The sequence below is a fragment of the Cryobacterium sp. Hz9 genome, from assembly GCF_004402825.1.
Classification (GTDB): Bacteria; Actinomycetota; Actinomycetes; order Actinomycetales; family Microbacteriaceae; genus Cryobacterium; species Cryobacterium gelidum.
Map to the genome: position 1 here is coordinate 324737 of NZ_SOFC01000023.1, position 18367 is coordinate 343103.

Annotated in this window: 17 protein-coding genes; 7 read left to right on the top strand and 10 right to left on the bottom strand. The window is 64.5% G+C overall.

The features are described 5' to 3' along the window. Positions 1-126: 126 nt before the first annotated feature. Both E3N85_RS13945 and E3N85_RS13950 read right to left on the bottom strand, forming a co-directional pair. Positions 127-753, bottom strand: coding sequence for a DNA-3-methyladenine glycosylase I (locus E3N85_RS13945; RefSeq protein WP_174722492.1), 627 nt, complete (start codon positions 751-753; stop codon positions 127-129). An 83-nt stretch (positions 754-836) separates the two neighbouring features. Continuing rightward, positions 837-1439, bottom strand: coding sequence for an LON peptidase substrate-binding domain-containing protein (locus tag E3N85_RS13950; RefSeq protein ID WP_134464144.1), 603 nt, complete (start codon positions 1437-1439; stop codon positions 837-839). Between the two features lie 143 nt (positions 1440-1582). Here E3N85_RS13950 and E3N85_RS13955 point away from each other — a divergent pair, with 143 nt between their 5' ends. Next, positions 1583-1975 (top strand): LysR family transcriptional regulator, encoded by a 393-nt coding sequence (locus E3N85_RS13955; protein ID WP_134464146.1) that lies wholly within the window; start codon positions 1583-1585, stop codon positions 1973-1975. 19 nt (positions 1976-1994) lie between these two features. Here the strand turns inward: E3N85_RS13955 and E3N85_RS13960 are convergent, their stop codons facing one another. Further along, positions 1995-3659: an ABC-F family ATP-binding cassette domain-containing protein gene (locus tag E3N85_RS13960; protein WP_134464148.1), complete on the bottom strand. Its 1665-nt coding sequence runs from the start codon at positions 3657-3659 to the stop codon at positions 1995-1997. Between the two features lie 109 nt (positions 3660-3768). On the opposite strand from E3N85_RS13960, the gene E3N85_RS13965 reads away from it, so the two are divergent. After that, on the top strand, positions 3769-5034 hold the full coding sequence (locus E3N85_RS13965; protein ID WP_241978514.1) for an MFS transporter: 1266 nt from the start codon (positions 3769-3771) through the stop codon (positions 5032-5034). Positions 5035-5161: 127 nt separating this feature from the next. On the opposite strand, the gene E3N85_RS13970 is transcribed toward E3N85_RS13965, so the two are convergent. The 5 genes from E3N85_RS13970 to E3N85_RS13990 all read right to left on the bottom strand — a co-directional run bounded on the left by E3N85_RS13970 (position 5162) and on the right by E3N85_RS13990 (position 9185). Beyond that, positions 5162-6277, bottom strand: a complete 1116-nt coding sequence (locus E3N85_RS13970; RefSeq protein WP_134464150.1) for an SDR family oxidoreductase — start codon at positions 6275-6277, stop codon at positions 5162-5164. Between the two features lie 137 nt (positions 6278-6414). After that, a complete protein-coding gene (locus E3N85_RS13975; protein ID WP_134464152.1) occupies positions 6415-6984 on the bottom strand; it encodes an HhH-GPD-type base excision DNA repair protein in 570 nt (189 codons plus the stop codon). Between the two features lie 250 nt (positions 6985-7234). Then, on the bottom strand, positions 7235-7909 hold the full coding sequence (locus E3N85_RS13980) for an SDR family oxidoreductase (protein ID WP_134464154.1): 675 nt from the start codon (positions 7907-7909) through the stop codon (positions 7235-7237). A gap of 440 nt (positions 7910-8349) precedes the next feature. Further along, positions 8350-8778 carry an abortive infection family protein gene (locus E3N85_RS16880; RefSeq protein WP_134464156.1) on the bottom strand — a complete coding sequence of 143 codons (429 nt, stop codon included), beginning with the start codon at positions 8776-8778 and terminating at the stop codon, positions 8350-8352. Positions 8779-8918: 140 nt separating this feature from the next. Beyond that, positions 8919-9185, bottom strand: a complete 267-nt coding sequence (locus E3N85_RS13990; RefSeq protein ID WP_198412118.1) for an SCO4226 family nickel-binding protein — start codon at positions 9183-9185, stop codon at positions 8919-8921. Between the two features lie 1225 nt (positions 9186-10410). Here E3N85_RS13990 and E3N85_RS13995 point away from each other — a divergent pair. Further along, on the top strand, positions 10411-11358 hold the full coding sequence (locus E3N85_RS13995) for a superoxide dismutase (protein ID WP_134464158.1): 948 nt from the start codon (positions 10411-10413) through the stop codon (positions 11356-11358). Between the two features lie 823 nt (positions 11359-12181). Here E3N85_RS13995 and ychF read toward each other — a convergent pair. Further along, positions 12182-13255 carry a redox-regulated ATPase YchF gene (ychF, locus tag E3N85_RS14000; RefSeq protein WP_134464160.1) on the bottom strand — a complete coding sequence of 358 codons (1074 nt, stop codon included), beginning with the start codon at positions 13253-13255 and terminating at the stop codon, positions 12182-12184. Positions 13256-13319: 64 nt separating this feature from the next. Here ychF and E3N85_RS14005 point away from each other — a divergent pair, with 64 nt between their 5' ends. Then, a complete protein-coding gene (locus E3N85_RS14005) occupies positions 13320-13934 on the top strand; it encodes an exonuclease domain-containing protein (RefSeq protein WP_134464162.1) in 615 nt (204 codons plus the stop codon). 74 nt (positions 13935-14008) lie between these two features. Then, positions 14009-15490 (top strand): DNA recombination protein RmuC, encoded by a 1482-nt coding sequence (rmuC, locus tag E3N85_RS14010; RefSeq protein ID WP_134464164.1) that lies wholly within the window; start codon positions 14009-14011, stop codon positions 15488-15490. Between the two features lie 109 nt (positions 15491-15599). Here rmuC and glpX read toward each other — a convergent pair whose 3' ends face one another. Beyond that, a complete protein-coding gene (gene glpX / locus E3N85_RS14015; protein ID WP_134464558.1) occupies positions 15600-16532 on the bottom strand; it encodes a class II fructose-bisphosphatase in 933 nt (310 codons plus the stop codon). A gap of 208 nt (positions 16533-16740) precedes the next feature. On the opposite strand from glpX, the gene fbaA reads away from it, so the two are divergent. Both fbaA and E3N85_RS14025 read left to right on the top strand, forming a co-directional pair. Beyond that, on the top strand, positions 16741-17766 hold the full coding sequence (gene fbaA, locus E3N85_RS14020; protein WP_134464166.1) for a class II fructose-bisphosphate aldolase: 1026 nt from the start codon (positions 16741-16743) through the stop codon (positions 17764-17766). A gap of 4 nt (positions 17767-17770) precedes the next feature. Further along, positions 17771-18364 carry a DUF6264 family protein gene (locus E3N85_RS14025; protein WP_134464168.1) on the top strand — a complete coding sequence of 198 codons (594 nt, stop codon included), beginning with the start codon at positions 17771-17773 and terminating at the stop codon, positions 18362-18364. The last annotated feature ends 3 nt before the right edge of the window (positions 18365-18367 follow it).

Genomic DNA, 18367 nt, shown 5'->3' on the forward strand with positions numbered 1-18367 from the left:
TGGGCGTTCGTTGAATGTTTCGTGAAGCAGGAGTTTGATGATTGTCCCTGTCTTTGCAAAGAGGCGGCAGAATCATGGACACAAACCTGCTCATCTGGATCAGCGTCGGCACCCGCGGGCCGGTGTTCAGCTGAGATGCCGCGGAGCCTGGCTCCACACCCCCGAAGATCCACGCCGATGGCTGTCGACGAGGTGGGTGTCGATGATGCCGATCGCTTCCATGAGGGCGAACATCGTGGTCGGTCCAACGAAGACGAAGCCGGCTTCCTTCAGTGCTTTCGACAGTGCGACGGATGCCGCGGAGCGGGTTGGCACGTCGGACTGCGTCAGCGGCGCGAGCGTGGCATCTGGTTGGAAGGACCAGACGAAACCGACCAGGCCGCCGCTGTTGCGGAGGGCGACAGTGGCGCGCGCGTTCGCGATCGTGGCACGAATCTTGAGGCGGTTTCGTACGATTTTCTCGTCATCCAGCAGCCGGGCAACATCGTCCTCATCGAAGGCGGCGACCCGCTCGGGGTCAAAGTCGGCGAAGGCTGCGCGAAACGCGGGGCGCTTGCGCAAAATGATCGCCCAGGACAGCCCGGATTGGAATGCCTCGAGGCTGATCCGCTCGAACAGGCCGTGCTCATCGCGCACGGGCACGCCCCACTCCGTGTCGTAGTAGTCACGCAACATCGGGTCGACGGAGGCCCAGGCGGGGCGGGCGAGGCCGTCGGCACCGATGATCGCGCCGGAGGCTGGCAGTTGTTCCATACGCACCATTAGACACCGGCCCGCGCAGACGTTCGTCGCCGAGCCGTGCATGGGTGGTTATTTTCGGCGGCACAGTCAACTGCTCACCAGGCCAAAGACTCACCCGCAGCCTCGGTCAGCTCGATAATGTTGTCGAGCAGGGCCGCCATCGAGTCGGAGCGCAGGAGCGCGATCTGGTCGATAGGCCCGACCGGGGCGATCGCGGCGAGCTGCCAGGCGGCCGCGGTGGGATCGTCGGAGAGCGCCACATCGGGCGACCACTCCTGGTTGGCGAATTCACTCGCCAGCGACAGGGTGCGACGCACGAGTCGTTCCGCCTGTTCCCGGCGGGGCAGCAGGGAGTCGTCCCATTCCAGGTCGGGCAGCTCGCGCACGGTGGCAAGCGGATGCGGGTCTTCCGGCATCCACTCGGTCACCTCGATTCTGCGCTCGCCCTGAACGACCAGGCCCAGGTAGCTTTCGGGCGCTTCAAGTTGCGTGATCCGGGCGACGGTGCCGATACTGAACCGACGTTCACCGCCGCCGACCTCCTGGCCACGCTCGATCAGCACGATACCGAACTCGGCCGGCGGCGAATCGAGCACGCGCGCGAGCATGACGAGGTACCGTTCCTCAAACACCCGCAGTTGCAGGGGCATATAGGGGAACAGCACGGATCCCAGGGGGAACATCGGCATCGTCGTCATGCACCCAGCGAAGCACGTCGGCGGCGTCGCGCCAAGCCCCCGCCGCGTGTTGCCGGTGGCTGTTTTCGGTGGGCGGTGGCGTTTTCGACGCGTAGCCTAGAAGGTCTAGCGGTTAACCCGCGCAAACCGACGAGAGGCTGTTCGTGGACATCACCCTGCTTGGGCACTTCGTGGCCGCCGCTGAGGCTTCCGATTTTGCCCGCGCCGCGCTGGCGCTCGGCGTCTCCAGGGACACTCTCAGCGCATCGGTGAAGCAGGTCGAGGCCGAACTCGGTTACGCCCTGTTCGACCGTTCCGCCGAGAGCACGACGCTCACCGAGATCGGCGTTGCCTTTCTGGCCGACGCGCGCCTCGAGCTGGCACAGGCCACCGGGCGCGGCGCGCAGTCCGGCGGCGGTGCCGGTAAGTCCGGCGGCGGTGCCGGTAAGTCCGGCGGCGGGCCGGGCGGCGGCAAGGCCAAGGCTAATAAAGGCAAGGGCCGCGCTCCCGCGGTCAAGGGCCAGCCCAAACTCGGCAAGAAGCGCCAGTCGCGCTGAGTGGTCTGCAAACAGGCGTCTAAAGCTCGGTGACCTGGCCGGCATCGACGTTCCAGTGCCGGTCGGTGTGCACATTGTCGAGCATCCGCCGGTCGTGGGTGACGAGTAGCAGCGTGCCCTCATAGGAGGCGAGCGCCTGTTCGAGCTGTTCGATAGCGGCGAGGTCGAGGTGGTTGGTGGGTTCGTCGAGCACGAGCAGGTTGACTCCGCGTGCCTGAAGCAGGGCCAGTCCGGCCCGGGTGCGCTCCCCCGGCGACAGCCCGTCGACCGGGCGGTTTACCTGATCGGCTTTGAGCCCGAACTTGGCCAGGAGCGTGCGCACCTCGGCGGGAGAAAGCTCGGGAACGAGCAGCTCGAAACTTGCGGCCAGGGGCAGCCCGCCCGCCAGAAGTGCCCGGGCCTGGTCGATTTCTCCGATCGAGACGCTGGCGCCCAGGTGCGCGCTGCCGACATCAGCTTTTTGACGACCGAGCAGGGCGCGCAGCAGGGTGGACTTGCCGGCGCCGTTGGGACCGGTGATGCCGATGCGTTCGCCGCCGTTAACCTGCAGCGACACGGGCCCGAGCACGAAGTCGCCCTGCCGAAACTCGGCGTTGCTCAGGGTGGCCACGACAGCGCTCGAGCGTGGGGCTGACCCGATGGTGAATTCGAGCTGCCACTCCTTGCGGGGCTCGTCGACTTCGTCGAGGCGGGCGATGCGGCTTTCCATCTGGCGCACCTTTTGCGCCTGCTTCTCGCTCGATTCGGCCGAGGCTTTGCGCCGGATCTTGTCGTTGTCTGGTGCCTTTTTCATGGCGTTGCGCACGCCCTGACTCGACCATTCCCGCTGGGTTCTGGCCCGGCCGACGAGGTCGGCCTTCTTGGCGGCGAACTCGTCGTAGTTCTCCCGATTGTGCCGCCTGGCCGTTTCGCGTTCCTCGAGGTAGGAGTCGTAGCCGCCGCCGAACACCCGATTGGAGCCCTGGGCGAGGTCGAGTTCAAGCACCCGGGTCACGCAGCGGGCGAGAAACTCGCGATCGTGGCTGACTAGCACGACGCCGCCGCGGAGGCCCCTGACGAAGGCTTCGAGTCGTTCGAGTCCGTCGAGGTCGAGGTCGTTGGTGGGCTCGTCGAGCAGCACGATGTCGAAGCGGGAGAGCAGCAGGGCAGCGAGCCCGACGCGCGCGGCCTGGCCTCCGGAGAGCGCCGTCATCAGGCTGTCGGCGGTGAGTGTGGTGCCGAGCGCGAGGCCGAGGTCGGCGAGAACGACGGGCAGCCGCTCATCGAGGTCGGCAGCGCCGCTGGCCAGCCAGCGCTCGAGCGCGGTCGAGTAGGTTTCGGCCGGGTCGAGTGCCCCTGGGTGCGGCAGTGCATCTCCGAGAGCGGATGCCGCGGTATCCATTTCGCGGGTTGCTTCGGCGCAGCCCGTGCGCCGGGCAATGTAACCGGCGATGGTCTCGCCGGGGACTCGTTCGTGCTCCTGCGGGAGAGCGCCGACGAAGGCATCCGCTGGGCTGCGGGTGATGGTTCCGGCTTGCGGGACGCCCAGGCCGGCGAGAAGGTTGAGCAGGGTGGATTTGCCCGCCCCGTTCGCACCGACGACTCCGATAACGTCGCCGGGGGCGACGGTGAGATCGAGCGATTCAAAAAGGGTGCGGTGCGCGTAGCCACCAGCCAGGCCCCTGGCCACGAGTGTTCCGGTCATTACTCCATGGTCTCATTGACTGCACGGGGTCCGTGCCTGCTGCTCGCTAGAGTGAGCCTCAGGCGGTGCAGCAGTGGCCTGCCGAGGCCGTAACCAGGGGATCTAGACCATGAACGACGACACCTCCGCGCCGATGCCTGTGCCGCAGGCGCCGGTGCGGCACACAGAACTCCAAAAGCGCGTTGTGCGCGTGCTCATCACCGGGCAGATCCTCGGCGGGATCGGCATGGGAGCGACCCTGTCGCTGGGCGCGCTGCTTGCCGCAGCGCTGTCGGGATCGAGCGCCTGGTCGGGCATGGCCGCGACCATGAGCACCCTCGGGGCCGCGATCGTCGCCGTGCCGCTCGCTCGTCTGGCACAGGCGAACGGGCGCCGCGTGTCACTCGCCACTGGTTCGCTCGTGGCCGGCACCGGCGCCGTGCTCGCAATCACTTCGGTGTCGGCCGACAATTTCGTCCTACTGCTGCTCGCCCTGATGCTGCTCGGTGTCGGATCGGCCACGAACCTGCAAGCCCGGTTCGCGGCCACCGACCTCGCCTCCTCACGCTTTCGCGCCCGCGACCTGTCGATTGTCGTCTGGTCGACGACCATCGGCGCTGTGCTCGGCCCGAACCTGTTCGGCCCGGGCGAGGTGCTCGGCGCCGCCCTCGGACTGCCGGCGATGACCGGGGCCTTCGCATTTTCGCTCGCCGCCACGATCACCGCCGCGATCGTCTACGCGCTCGGGCTTCGACCCGACCCCCTGCTGACCGCTCTGGCGGCGCGCACGGCGAGCGCGGGCATCCGCCGAGCCAGCGGCGGCCTGGTGATTCTGAGGAGCAATGCGGCGGCCCGGTATGCCGTGGCGGTCATTGCCCTCAGCCACGCCACCATGGTGGCCCTGATGTCGATGGCGCCGGTACACCTTCGCGACCACGGCGCCTCGCTCACCATCATCGGGCTGACCATCAGCCTGCACGTGGCTGGCATGTACGCCCTGTCCCCCGTATTCGGCGCACTCTCCGACCGGCTCGGTCGCCTGCCGGTGATTCTCGGCGGTCAGGTCCTTCTGCTGGTCGCGCTCACCGTGGCCTGGCTCAGCGACGGATCCCAGGGCACCATGACCGTGAGCCTGGTCTTTCTGGGACTGGGCTGGTCGGCATCCGTTGTGGCCGGTTCAGCGCTCGTCTCGGAGGCCGTCGAGATAGAAGATCAATCCTCGCTGCAGGGATTCTCTGACCTCTCCATGAACGCGGCCGGTGCGCTCGGCGGCGCGCTCGCTGGGCCGATTCTGGCTCTGGCCGGCTACGCCGGGCTCGGCCTCGCTGCCATGGCGCTCGTCGCGGTCGTGGTGGTCTGGTCGGTCGGTCGGGGGCGCGTCACGCACGCGCGCTGACCGGGCTGACACCCGAACAATTCGAAAACCGAACGTTGCGATAGATGCGCATCCTGGCATTGTTCGGCGGGCGATAATGGTCGCCGGCGAAGTCGCCCATCGCGAAATGGGGACCCCCCATGCGAGCCTAAGCCTGTCGCTTCGCCGGTTCGGTTTGCTGCGTCGCGCCCGGAATAAGGTGTTCGCGGCGAAGACGGTCAAACAGGTCGGTGAAGGCTCGGTCCGTGCGTCGGTAGCCAGGAAAACCGGCTTCCCGGCTCTTACTCATGTCGGTCAGGACTTCGATATTGCGACCGAGGTCACCGTCGGTGTGCCACCATGACGCCAGGCGTGCGCTGTCGGGCTCAACAAGGTCATATTTATCGGCGATCGACCGCCACACGACATCAGCGGCCACCATTTGCAGGTCCAGGGGCCGCGGCGCGCCGCTGAAACCCTCCGGGGTCACACCAAAGTAAGCCGCGATGCGCGGCCACATGGACCGCCACCGAAACACGTCGCCGTTGACGATGTTGTAGGCCTCATTTTCGACGCCGGGCGTTGTGCTTGCCCACACCATGTGGTCGGCGAGCTGGCCGGCATCCGTCATATCGGTCAGGCCGTTCCACTGCATTTCTGAACCGGGGAAAACAAACGGGCGGTCGAGTTCACGGCAAATGGTGGCCTGAACGGCCAGGGTGAGGCCCATGTTCATGGCGTTTCCGACGGCGTACCCGATCACCGTGTGGGCGCGGTGCACCGACCAGGCAAATCCCTGGCGCCTTGCGGCCGCCCAGAGTTCGTCTTCCTGCGCGTAATAGAAATTGTTGACGGGCAGCCGCGGTTCTTCCTCGTGAAAGGGGGTGTCGGCCATTGCACCGGCCGCATATGCCTCGAACGGTCCCAGGTAATGCTTGAGGCCGGTCAGGAGTGCAACGTGCTCGACCTTGGTATGCGTTAGAGCAGCGAGAAGGTCGCGGAGCATTCCCGCGTTCACCGCAATGTTGTCGGCTTCATTGTCTTGGCGGGACCACGCCGTGAAGAACACATGGGTGGGGTGTTCATCCCGCAGGGCGCGCTCCAAATCGGTGGCGGAACGGAGATCGGCCTGAATCTGGCGCGTACCGGGAACGGTCACAGCCGCCGATCGGGACAGCGTCGAGACGGGCCACCCGTCGGCGAGCAGCCGATCGCGCACGGCTGAACCGGCAATTCCGGTTGCGCCGACAACGAGAGCGCGACGGGCAGGAGCGGAGGGTGACATGGGATAAGTCCTTCGAACGAATGCTGACACCGACGAAACGGATGCGTGCCGCCTTGACTACAACGTTGGCAGGGGTTCACTATTCCGGCGCGCGCCGCCGAGCGCGGTCCTGAGCCGACTCGCATCCACTCGGCACATCAGGCCTTCTTCGCAGCTGCCTTTGCGGCCCGCTTGGTCTCACGCACTCGGGTCACCGACTCGGGATCGACGATATCGGCCACCGACCGGAACGCGCCCTCTTCGCCATACGGAGCGGATGCCTCGCGCCAGCCGGCCGCGTCGACCCCGAGTCGTTTGCCGAGGAGCGCGAGAAAGATTTTCGCCTTCTGCTCGCCGAACCCGGGCAGGGCCTTGAGCCGGCTGAGAGTCTCGGGGCCGGTGGGGTTGTCAGCGGTCCAGATCGAGGCGGTATCGCCGTGCCAGTTTTGCACGATGACTTCGGCGACGTCTTGCACGCGTTTGGCCATCGATCCGGGAAAACGGTGCACGGCGGGCGACTGCCGAAAAACTGCGACGAATGCCTCGGCGTCGTAGGACGCGATCACGGCGGGATCCAGGCTGCCGATGCGGTCTTGAATCTTGGCCGGGCCGGCAAAAGCGGTTTCCATCGCGATCTGCTGGTCGAGGAGCATACCCACGAGGAGCGCGAACGGGTTCTCACTCAGGAGAGCGTCGGCGGCGTCATCGCCGGTGAGGTGCAGCGTCATGTGCCCATTGTGCCACCGCTGAACAGCTGGCGACTCGCGCCCACCAAGCTCAGCGAACGGACAACAGGTGCGGTCAAGAGCCACCGGCGTACTGGCCGCACTGGTCCGCGCCAGTCAACGTGGTACCCAATATGAAAACGGACTCCACGTTGAAGCGGAACTCCAGAACTTTTCGTCACCGATCGACGTCAGTGAAGTGACTTTGCTCTCGCCGTACGGTCCAATTGAGAGTCGGGCAGCTGCTGCTGCCCTACTCCCGACCGTCCTCAAGCGGGATGAGCATGGTGCGGAACGGACCGGCAACGGCGTGGAGGTCCCAGATGCGATCGGCGACCCCGTCGATGCCGTTGGCAAGCTGAAGCTGTGGGATGCCGCCGGGAATCACAAGTTGGTTGACACGGATGCCCTCACCCGCGAGGGCATCGTGGAGCATCTCGCCGTAGGCGCTCTCGGCCGGGAAGGCGACCGATGTGCCGGCGAAGTCGGCACGGGCCTTCACGGAGGTTCCACCGTTGATCATGATGATGCTGCCGCTACCTGCCTGACGCATCGCCGGGAGCACTGCACGCACCGCGTGGATGAGCCCGAGGGCAGAGAACTGCAGAGCCTCTAACGCCAGCTCGGGAGTCATCTCAAGCACCGGCTTCAGGTAATCGCGCGACGGGAGCGGGCTATATTGCAGCGCGGTGATGGGCCCAAGCTCTGCCGCCGCATTCGCAAGGGCCGCTTCGAGCGACGCCGGCGTGCGGACATCCGCAGCGTAAGCACCCGCGGTGAAGCCGGCAGCGGTGAGCTCGGCTGCCATGGCGTCCAGTTTCGACTGGTTCCTGGCGATCAGGGCAATTGAGAAGCCTTCGCGCCCGAACCTTCGCGCAACTGCTGCGCCGAGTCCCGGTCCGGCTCCGATGATGGCGATGACAGGCACGATGGTCTCCTTCGATTGATGCTGCTGTGATGACGAACGCGAAACGGTCGAGCTTAGACGTTGAACCTGAACTCCACCGCGTTCCGTAGCCGATTAACGTCAAGTGCGGCGACATCAACGATCACTAATACCAAAACGACAATACGCCAGCGAACGATACTTAGAGCCATCGCTGCCCAAGTCAGACCGTGACGAGCCTCGCTAGCGCACACCTGCACTGACCTGATCGACTTTCAGTCGAGCATGCCCGTTCTCGAACGCCTGACCGCTCACACCAAGCCCATCCAGTTTCAGTTCCCAAGCGAGTCGGGCCTAAGTCGTGGCTGTGTCGTGTTCGTCGATGGCCAACTGGCTAGCTCATCAGCGTCTTTCTCCGCGGTCCAGTCGACGCACAACTTCGGTTGATTCCATGTCGCCTCTGGCGATCCCTGCCCTTAGTTCTATCGAGCGTGATCATTCAACTGGCCTGAGTCGAGTCGATCCTGCCAGGTTTCAAGAATGAATTCGGCGACGGTGACTGTGACATTGAGTGCCAACCTGGCATGGCGAGCCAGGGCAGCGCTCCGCTCAGACTTGCCGTGATCAATGCCGAGCTCATTGCGCAGCTCGGCAAGCGTTCCAACCGTAGTCACAAGAGTGCGCAAGATCTTCTGTGATGCCTCGCTCCCGCGGGCGGAAGCTGGAACCGACTCCGCGCTCAATGCGAGAAGGTCGGCGACCTTTCTATACAGCTGGGGTACGTCATCCGTCCTTGGGGAGTCGACCTCGGCCCGGAAACACGTCCTGCACCTCCCGGCCAGCTGGCCCTGGGAAACCGGCTGAACAGCCCTGTTCGCGGCGGCCTGCGGCCCGCCACAAACGGCCACCATCCGACCACCCAGCCCAAGGGCGCAACCAGACTAGGACCACCACCGGCAGCAAGGCCGACCGCACCGCCATGCCCACCACCAGAAACCTCAGATCAAACGCCGGTGACCCGGCTCAGCCACGCTGACCGGTGGATCGAGGCTTAGACGGCGAACGGCACCGCGTGGATCTCATCGGCGGGGTGACCAGCGCGCTCATGAATGCGCTGAACCGCCTCTTGAGACGGCGCCTCCGATAAACAGTAGACAACTCCAGCTTCCGGGTCAGCCCACGCTTGCTTGAAGATCACATTCTCATCACCCTGTATCGCCAGGTCAGCGTCGTGCGCCGCCTTCAAACCTTCCTCGGTCAACCCCGCCATGTTGTGGTGAACATCCATGAACTGCGGCATAGTGACGACCCCTTTCATTTCGGAATTCTGCGGCTTAGGATACGCGTGAAAGAAACCGCCGTCAACGGACCCTTGGAGTCGGACAAGACCTTCGCAGTGGGTGGTGTTGGGGATCGGACCGAGCGTGCCTCAGCAAAAGCCGTTCCAGCATCGGCCCACCCTCGACGATGTCGTCGCGCAGAACCGGCGAATAGAGCATTGTGGAATAGACCGAGTTTGGAAATTCCGGCCGCACGGTGTTCCAAATATGCGAGGAGGAAACCACATGCGTTATCGCACTCTTGGAAATAGTGGAGCCGTCATTTCGACGTAGGCTCTCGGAACGATGACCTTCGGCGACGAGGCGACATTCGGTAGAAACCGCCCAGTAACGCGCCGCAGGGACCGCGAAGGCCATTCCAACTACAAAGCGAATTGGCCGCTCAAGAGATTCCCCGGTTCCCCCGACGGCGCAGAACTCTCAAGACCCTTGCAAACCTAGCCGCAAGGCTCCGTCTCACCCGTCAAACCAGTGCAAGCCCGGACCAGCCGTCTCGCCGGAAATGGGTCAACTATGGGATCAGGGTCGCGAATTTCCACTTACCCCATAGTCCCGAGCACATCCAAGGGAAAACCGCCCGTCCGCACATCGAAAACAGCACGAAAAACAACGAATGGCCTCCAAAATCTCGGAGGCCATTCTTTTTGGGCGGAGTTCTTGGAACAGATTCATCCAGTTCCAAGAACATCAGGAGTGCGGGTAGTTCACGAAATTCGATTTGCCCAGTCCTGGCGCGGGACATCGGTGCCCAGCCAAATCACTTGTCCATCACATCGCCGGTTTAATTCCGAGGGCAGCGAGTAGCCCGGCGTGTACGCGCGCGGCGCTGCAGAGGTTAGTTTTAGAAGCGGAACTCCACCGGATTGCGTCACCAGGCAACGTGACGACAGAAATCGCTTGCCAAGGCACAGCCATGGCCTCAGCGGCACGGTAGCCTTCAGCCACGGCCGGTGAAATTGCGTCGATTTTGGGCCCAAAGGGGGGCGGAACGAGAATGAGCGACATCACTCTGGCACGCGATCTGGTTCCGGATCCATATACCACTCTTCCTATGCTGCAATTGTTCCTCCCGCTCGTCGAAACGAACGATCAGGCGCGGCGGCGGTCTCCTGTGACCACACGATTTAACGACCGGCCCGGTGATTTTCGCCCGAGGCCGATCAGGCCTATTGGCAGCGCCCGAGCCGGACTATTGTTATCGCCATGATCAGTCGCATCGTCGCACGCACACTGTCCGCCGCCGCATTGGGTGCTCTTTTCCTTGTTTCAGGGATACCCGCAGTCCACGCCGCAACGCAGTCACGGTCCGGTCATTTCGAGGATGTTATCGCGCTTCCCGACGGATTCCAGCCCGAGGGAATCGCGATCGGCCCGCGCGGCACTGCCTACGTCGGCTCACTCGCCGGCGGCGACGTCTACGTCTTCGACGTGCGTACCGGCGAGGAGATCACGACCCTCGAGGGCCCGGGCACTCCGTCGATCGGCCTGAAGATCGACAACCGCGGTCGGCTTTTCATCGCGGGCGGGCCCACCGGCGAGGCGCGGGTCGTGGATGCCGCCACGGGCGACCTCCTGCAGAGCTACGCCCTCACCGATGCGCCAACGTTCGTGAACGACGTCGTTGTGACTCGCGACGCCGCATGGTTCACCGACAGCCAACAGGCGCAGCTCTATAAGCTCCCCCTCGGACCGGGCGGCGCGCTCCCTGGGGCGGATGCGATCGAAGTCGTCCCCCTGTCGGGCAGTTGGATGCAACAGCCGGGCTTCAACGCGAACGGCATCGCGGAGACCCCCAACCATCAAGCGCTCCTGGTCATCCAGTCGTCCACGGGCATTCTGTTCCGAGTCGACCCCGAGACCGGCGTCGCCGCGGTCGTTGATCTGGGTGGGGTCCTGCTTCCCAACGGTGACGGGCTGCTCGTCGCCGGGCGCACCCTGTACGTCGTGCAGAATCAGTTGAACACCGTCGCCGTGATCCGCCTCAATGCAGCCGGGACCAGCGGCGAACTCATCGACCGGTACACGGACCCCGATTTCCAGGTGCCCACGACGATCGCGAGGTTTGGCAACGGGCTCTACCTCCCGAATGCGCGCTTCGGCACTCCCCCGGCGCCCGACACTCCCTACTCGGTGGTGCGCATCGATCGGTGACCACCGCCTGCAGACGCACATCCCCAGCGTTTAGGTCACGAACCCAGAGGTGGCGCCAGAGAACCATGTGGCATATCGTCTCCAGCAGCCGATAGCGTGCTCTCCCCTGACGCTCGACTACCTGCAAGAGTGATTGCTCAACCAGACCCGTGACCAGATCCAGCACGGTGCTGTTGGCTATCCCGGTGCGGGGCTCCTCGCAACCCTCCGGTCAGCAGTCCAAACCGATCAGACAACCCCGCTGCGATCTGTCTCGGCGTGAGCACGCCGCCGCCAGTTCGATAGCCAACGGGACCCCATCCAGATGCCGGCAGGTCTCGGCCACGGCACGAGCATTGCCATCATCGATCCGAAACTTCGAGTCCACGAGCCTAACTCGCACCTCGAACAGCCGCGCCGCCTCCGCTGAAGCAACCAGCGAGCCGGAGCGAACGCCCACGCCCTCAGCGACGGCCTGCGCCACCCGGCCGGGTTCGCTCACCGTCTGCAGATCGACCCAACGGACCCGTCGGTAAAGCGTGCCGCTACATCCCCGCTGACCACCATTGCCAGCCGCGTCTTTCCGCAACCACCCGAACCGGTCAACGTCACCACGCGGGTTTCCGCGAGCAGGTCCGCCACCTTTGCGCGGCCACGGCCGCGGCCGATGAACGCCGCTACCCCGACGAGAACTCCGCTCTGCGTGAGAATCGACTCGATCCCGGCCCGACCACGCGGGCCCGTCTTCGCTCTGACACAGACCACGTCGTTTGGAGGTGATGCGGCACCACCGATCAGAATCGGTACCCCGACCGTATCTTTCTTGCCGCCAAAGGCATGCCCTCTACACGTTGAAGCGGAACTCCACCACGTCGCCGTCTTGCATGACGTATTCCTTGCCCTCGATGCGCGCCTTGCCTTTGGAACGGGCCTCGGCAATCGAACCGGCTGCCATGAGGTCCTCGAAGGAGAAGATCTCCGCCTTGATGAAACCCTTCTGGAAGTCGGTGTGGATGACTCCAGCGGCCTGCGGCGCGGTCCAACCCTTGTGAATGGTCCAGGCGCGGCACTCTTTGGGGCCGGCCGTGAGATAGGTCTGCAGGCCGAGGGTGTCGAAGCCGATGCGCGCGAGCTGGTCGAGTCCACTCTCGGCCTGACCGGTCGAGGCGAGCATCTCGGCGGCGTCTTCGGCGTTGAGTTCGCTCAGCTCGGACTCAAGCTTCGCGTCGAGGAACACGGCGTTCGCCGGAGCGACGAGCGCGGCGAGGGTGTCGAGCCTGGCCTGGTCCTGCAACACGGCCTCATCGACGTTGAAGACATAGATGAAGGGCTTGGCGGTAAGCAGGCCGAGTTCGCGGATCGGCTCGATGTCGAGCGTGGCCGAGGACAGCGGCTGGCCGCCGTCGAGAATGGCCTGCGCCTTGAGCGCGGTCTCCAGCACGATGGCGGGCAGCTTGCGGCCCTTGACCTCTTTTTCGAAGCGCAGCACGGCCTTCTCGAGGGTCTGCAGGTCGGCGAGAATCAGCTCGGTGTTGATGGTTTCCATGTCGCCAGCCGGGTTGACCTTGCCGTCGACGTGGACGACGTCGGGGTCGTCGAAGCCGCGGATGACCTGGGCGATGGCATCCGCTTCGCGAATGTTGGCGAGGAACTTGTTGCCGAGCCCCTCCCCCTCGCTCGCGCCACGCACGATGCCAGCGATGTCGACGAACGACACCGGTGCCGGCAGCAGGGCCTTGCTGCCGTAAATGGTTGCCAGGTCGGCCAGGCGCGAGTCGGGAAGGTTCACGATTCCAACGTTGGGCTCGATCGTCGCGAACGGGTAGTTCGCTGCGAGCACGTTGTTCTTGGTCAGGGCGTTGAAGAGGGTGGACTTGCCAACATTGGGCAGTCCGACGATTGCAATAGTAAGAGCCACGAGAGATCATTCTACCGGCAGCTCGAGACGCGGGCTCTGTCGGTGGCCCGTGAGAACATAGGGGGTGCTGAATTTCACCGCGATCGATTTCGAAACCGCCAACTCCTCGAGCGCCTCGGCGTGCTCTGTCGGGATGGTCAAAGTGCGTGACGGCATAGTCGTCGATTCGGCCTACTGGCTCATTCAGCCGCCGCCCGGCCACGACGCTTTCTCCGAGTGGAACACCCGCATTCACGGCATTACGGCGGCGGATGTCGTGGGTGCAGCCACCTGGAGCGAGCAACTGGAGCACCTGGTCGCCTTCGTCGACGGCGACGACCTTGTGGCCCACAATGCCGGGTTCGACCTCGGCGTGATCAAGACGGCGTCGCTCGTGACCGGTCAGCCGGTGCCCGACATTCGCTATGTCTGCAGCCTGCAGGTGGCCCGCCGCACCTATCATCTGGAGTCGTATCGGCTGCCGGTTGCGGCCATGGCGGCCGGTTTTGAGGACTTTTCGCACCACAACGCTCTCGCCGACGCCGAGGCGTGCGCGGCCATCATCATTCACGCGGCCAAACGCCACGAGGTTGACACGCTTGAGCAGCTCGCCCACGTGACCCGGGTCAAGGTCGGCGTCATCGGGCCGGTAGCCACCAGGGAACACGCACAGACGCACGGTCCGATGGCGCTCAGCTAGTCAGGCTGCGTCAGCAATTCGCTTGATCCGAGTGTCATTTCGGCGATGTCGGTGGGCGCTGGCAGACTTCAAGCATGGATCCACTGCTGAATTTGCTTGTCGGTCTCATCATCGGCGCTGCCCTGGGCGCCCTGCTGACTCTGGTACTGGTGCAACGTCGCCGCTCGGGCGCTGCCGGCGACGACCCGGTCGTGGACGACCCCGCCGTTCTTGAGGCACGCCATCAGGTGGCCCTCACCGAGGCCCGGGCCGGCGAGGCAGCCGTTCGCGCCGCCCTGCAGAGTGAGTTATCGGCCGCGCTCGCGACGGTCGACGGTCTCACCGCGCAGATCGACCATGACCGTGCGCGGGCGCGCGAGACCGTCGAACGGCAACGCTCTGACCAGCAGTTGCAGTCCGAGCGGGAGAAGCGCGAACACCTCGTGCTGGAGGCCCTCAGCCCCGTGCGTGAGACCCTGCGCACCATGCAGGAGAAGGTCACCGAGCTGGAAACCCAGCGCAGCGCACAGTACGGTTCGCTCTCGGAGCAGCTCAAGCAGGCCCAAATTTCTGACCAGCAGCTACGGGTGACAACCGAATCACTCGCGAGCGCGCTGCGTTCCAACAGCACCCGCGGCGTCTGGGGTGAAACCCAGCTGCGGCGCGTTGTCGAAGCCGCCGGCCTCGCCCAGTATGTGGATTTCACTACGCAGACCAACATCAGCACGGATGCCGGGCTCGGCCGCCCGGACATGGTCGTGCGCCTGCCCGGCAACAAGTCAATCGCGATCGACGCCAAGGTTCCGCTCGAGCACTACATCGAGGCGAGCACCATTCCCTATACGGCCACCGGCGAGGAAGGCGCACGTCGCAAGGTACTGATCGACAAGCACGTCAAGGCCGTGCGCGCTCACATCGATGCCCTGGCCCAGAAGACCTACTGGGAAGGGTTCGATGCCAGCCCGGAGTTCGTGATCGCGTTCATTCCGAGCGAATCCCTGCTGTCGGCAGCGCTCGAGGCTGACCCGTCGATTCTGGATTACTCGTTCGGTAAGCGGGTGGCTCTGGCGTCGCCGGTGAACCTGTGGGCGGTACTCAAGACGGTGGCCTTCACCTGGCAGCAGCAGGCGGTGACCGATGAGGCGCAGAAACTCTTCGACCTCGGCAACGCCTTGTACCAGCGACTCGGTGCGCTGTCGGGCCATGCCGAGTCGCTGCGCAAAGCGCTGGAGCGCACGGTGGACAGCTACAACAAGTTCGCCAACTCGCTGGAGTCCCGGGTGCTCGTGACCGCCCGGCAGTTTCCGGGGATTGACCAGACCAAGATCGGGCTGCTCACCGAACCGGCCATCATTCACGATTCACCGCGCAAACTGACCGCGCCCGAATTGGAGGCACCGGCATCCGGTGTGGACGCGGCAGAGCTGGACACCGCCGAACTGGACACCGCCGAGCCGGACCCGGATGGACTCGCTGTCAGTGAACTCGCTGTCGATGAACTTGATGTTGATGTTGATGAAGTCGATGCCGTCGAACTGGACCTGACCGACTTCACCGACACCGACGTACGTGTGTAGTTCGAAGCACGACGCAGAAGTTTGAATCGAAAAACTGCACGTCTCGGGTTTGAACGAACAGACTCGAGGCGTGCAGTTTCGGTGACGAACCAGCGTTTGATCGGGGCGCTTACAGCCACTTCTCGGCGAGGTGCTCCGCGATGACACGACGGGACGTGCCCGAACGTGAGCGCAGCACGATGCTTTCGGTGCGAATCATCGGGCCCTTGCGACGCACACCGTCGACGAGTCCGCCATCGGTCACACCCGTCGCCACGAAGAACGTGTTGTCTCCGCTGACCATGTCGTCGATCTCGAGCAGCTTGTCGATGTCGAGCCCGGCCGCGACGCCTCTGGCGCGTTCTGCGTCGTCCTTCGGGGCGAGGCGTCCCTGCATGTAGCCGCCAAGCGCCTTGAGCGCGCAGGCCGTGGTGATGCCCTCCGGGCTTCCGCCAACACCGACGCACATGTCAATGCGGGTCTCGTAGCGGGCAGCATTGATGCCGCCGGCAACGTCGCCGTCGAGCATCAGACGGGTACCGGCACCGGCGCTGCGAATCGCGTCGATCAGGCCGGCGTGGCGGGGGCGGTCGAGTACAGCGATGGTGATTTCCCCCACCGGCTTCTTCATGGCCTGGGCCAGGTCACGGATGTTGTCGGCAATCGGCTGGTCGAGGCTGACGACGCCGCGCCCGGCCGCACCGGTGACTATCTTGTCCATGTAGAAGATCGAGGAAGCGTCGAGCATGGTGCCGCGGTCCGAGACAGCGATGACGGAGATGGCGTTCTGACGGCCGGCGGCCGTGAGACTCGTGCCGTCGATGGGATCGACGGCGATGTCGCAGGCGGGGCCGCGGCCATTGCCGACGTGCTCGCCGTTGAAAAGCATGGGGGCATCATCTTTTTCACCCTCACCGATCACGATGAGTCCGTCAAAGTTGACGGTGCCGAGGAAGACGCGCATCGCGTCGACGGCGGCCTTGTCGGCGGCGTTCTTGTCGCCGCGGCCGATGAAGGGAACAGCCCGGATAGCGGCGGCCTCGGTGGCTCGCACGAGCTCCATGGCGAGGTTGCGGTCGGGGTGTTGAAAAAGGGTGGCGGTCTCAGTGCTGTTCACAAGGTCCTCCCGGACGTAAGTTCGACTTCGATTACGACGGATGCGCGGCGGATCGCGCGGATTGTCCGCCCAAGTCACCCTATCGCGGCGGACTACGCGGAGGCGGGCGTGGTTAGACTCGGGTCACACCCCCGCACATTTTCGAGGAGAAGCAATGCCCATCGCAACCCCCGACCAGTACGCCGCAATGCTCGACAAAGCGAAGACAGGCGGGTTCGCCTACCCGGCCTTCAACGTGTCGTCGTCGCAGAGTATCAACGCCGTTCTCCAGGGCCTGACCGAAGCCGGCTCCGATGGCATCATTCAGGTCACCACCGGCGGTGCCGACTACTTCGCCGGGCACACCGTGAAGAACAGGGCCTCCGGCGCGCTCGCCTTCGCCCGCTTCGCTCACGCGGTCGCCGACAATTACCCGATCACCGTCGCGCTGCACACCGATCACTGCCCAGAGGGCGCACTGGGCGACTTCGTCATTCCGCTCATCGAAGCCTCGGAGTCGGCGGTGGCCGACGGCGGCCACCCCATCTTCCAGTCGCACATGTGGGACGGTTCGGCCATTGCGCTCGACAAGAACCTTGAGATCGCCACAGACATTCTGAAGCGCACCCGCGCGATCAACGCCATTCTCGAGGTCGAGATCGGTGCCGTCGGTGGTGAAGAAGACGGCGTTCAGGCTGACGTGAACGAGAACCTGTACACGACCCTCGATGACGCGATCAGAATGGTTGAGGCCCTCGGCCTCGGTGAGCAGGGCCGCTATATGGCTGCCCTCACCTTCGGCAACGTGCACGGCGTCTACAAGCCCGGCAATGTCAGGCTGCGCCCGGAACTGCTCAAGGAGATCCAGACCGGCCTCTCCGCCAAGTTCGGACTCGAAGCGCTGCCGCTCGACCTGGTCTTTCACGGCGGCTCCGGCTCGACCGATGCTGAAATCGCCGAAGCCGTCGCCAACGGCGTCGTCAAGATGAACATCGACACCGACACCCAGTATGCCTTCACCCGCTCGATCGCCGACTACATGCTCAAAAACTATGACAGTGTGATCAAGGTCGACAGCGAAGTTGGCAATAAGAAGGTCTACGACCCGCGTGCGTGGGGCAAGGTCGCCGAGTCGGCCATGGCCGCGCGCGTTGTCGAATCCACCCGCCAGCTCGGCTCCGCCGGGCATTCAAACAGTTAGAGCAATGTCAGAGAATCCGGACTCCGTTCCACCCCCAGCAGCAGACCCACGCCCCCGCCCCCAATACGGCGAACTTGCCCCCGAGGGCTGGACGTGGCGACCTCCGCAGGAAGAAGACCGGGTTGAATCCGCTCCCGCCCCCATTGTCGGGGCGGGAGCGGGCACGCCATCGCGCGCAGAACAGTCCATTGCTCCGGTGGCACCGCAACGGCCTCACCAGCCGGTTCGGCGCATCGTGCCCGGTTGGGACCGGCCGCTGACCATCGGGCTGCTGGCCTTCGGGCTCCTGGGCACCCTCTATGGCGCGTTTTCGCTCGGCGCACTCCCCGACGCGATGCAGCTGATCTATACCCAGCAGGGCCTGGGAACCTACACGCCAGCCGCCGGTCTTGGGCCTCTGACCTCGGTCGGAGCTATCGCGCTGGTGTTCGTCTGGCTGGCCGCCTCGGCGGTGTCGGTGCGTCTGCTGCTCCGACGCCGCCGAGCGTTCTATATTCCGATTATCGGCGGTGCTGTGTCGATCGTGGCACTGTTTGCGTTCATCCTCGCCGCGATGCTCAGTGACCCGACCCTCATCGAGTTTCTCAGCCGTCAGTAGCTG

Bases quoted from the DNA above. Each gene is read 5' to 3' on its own strand.
- E3N85_RS13945 (WP_174722492.1), bottom strand. From the start codon at position 753: ATGGAACAACTGCCAGCCTCCGGCGCGATCATCGGTGCCGACGGCCTC.
- glpX (WP_134464558.1), bottom strand. From the start codon at position 16,532: ATGGAGCTCGTGCGAGCCACCGAGGCCGCCGCTATCCGGGCTGTTCCC.
- E3N85_RS13995 (WP_134464158.1), top strand. From the start codon at position 10,411: ATGATCAGTCGCATCGTCGCACGCACACTGTCCGCCGCCGCATTGGGT.
- E3N85_RS13960 (WP_134464148.1), bottom strand. From the start codon at position 3,659: ATGACCGGAACACTCGTGGCCAGGGGCCTGGCTGGTGGCTACGCGCAC.
- E3N85_RS13965 (WP_241978514.1), top strand. From the start codon at position 3,769: ATGAACGACGACACCTCCGCGCCGATGCCTGTGCCGCAGGCGCCGGTG.
- E3N85_RS13950 (WP_134464144.1), bottom strand. From the start codon at position 1,439: ATGACGACGATGCCGATGTTCCCCCTGGGATCCGTGCTGTTCCCCTAT.
- fbaA (WP_134464166.1), top strand. From the start codon at position 16,741: ATGCCCATCGCAACCCCCGACCAGTACGCCGCAATGCTCGACAAAGCG.
- E3N85_RS16880 (WP_134464156.1), bottom strand. From the start codon at position 8,778: ATGGTGGCCGTTTGTGGCGGGCCGCAGGCCGCCGCGAACAGGGCTGTT.
- E3N85_RS13990 (WP_198412118.1), bottom strand. From the start codon at position 9,185: ATGAAAGGGGTCGTCACTATGCCGCAGTTCATGGATGTTCACCACAAC.
- E3N85_RS13975 (WP_134464152.1), bottom strand. From the start codon at position 6,984: ATGACGCTGCACCTCACCGGCGATGACGCCGCCGACGCTCTCCTGAGT.
- rmuC (WP_134464164.1), top strand. From the start codon at position 14,009: ATGGATCCACTGCTGAATTTGCTTGTCGGTCTCATCATCGGCGCTGCC.
- E3N85_RS14025 (WP_134464168.1), top strand. From the start codon at position 17,771: ATGTCAGAGAATCCGGACTCCGTTCCACCCCCAGCAGCAGACCCACGC.
- E3N85_RS13970 (WP_134464150.1), bottom strand. From the start codon at position 6,277: ATGTCACCCTCCGCTCCTGCCCGTCGCGCTCTCGTTGTCGGCGCAACC.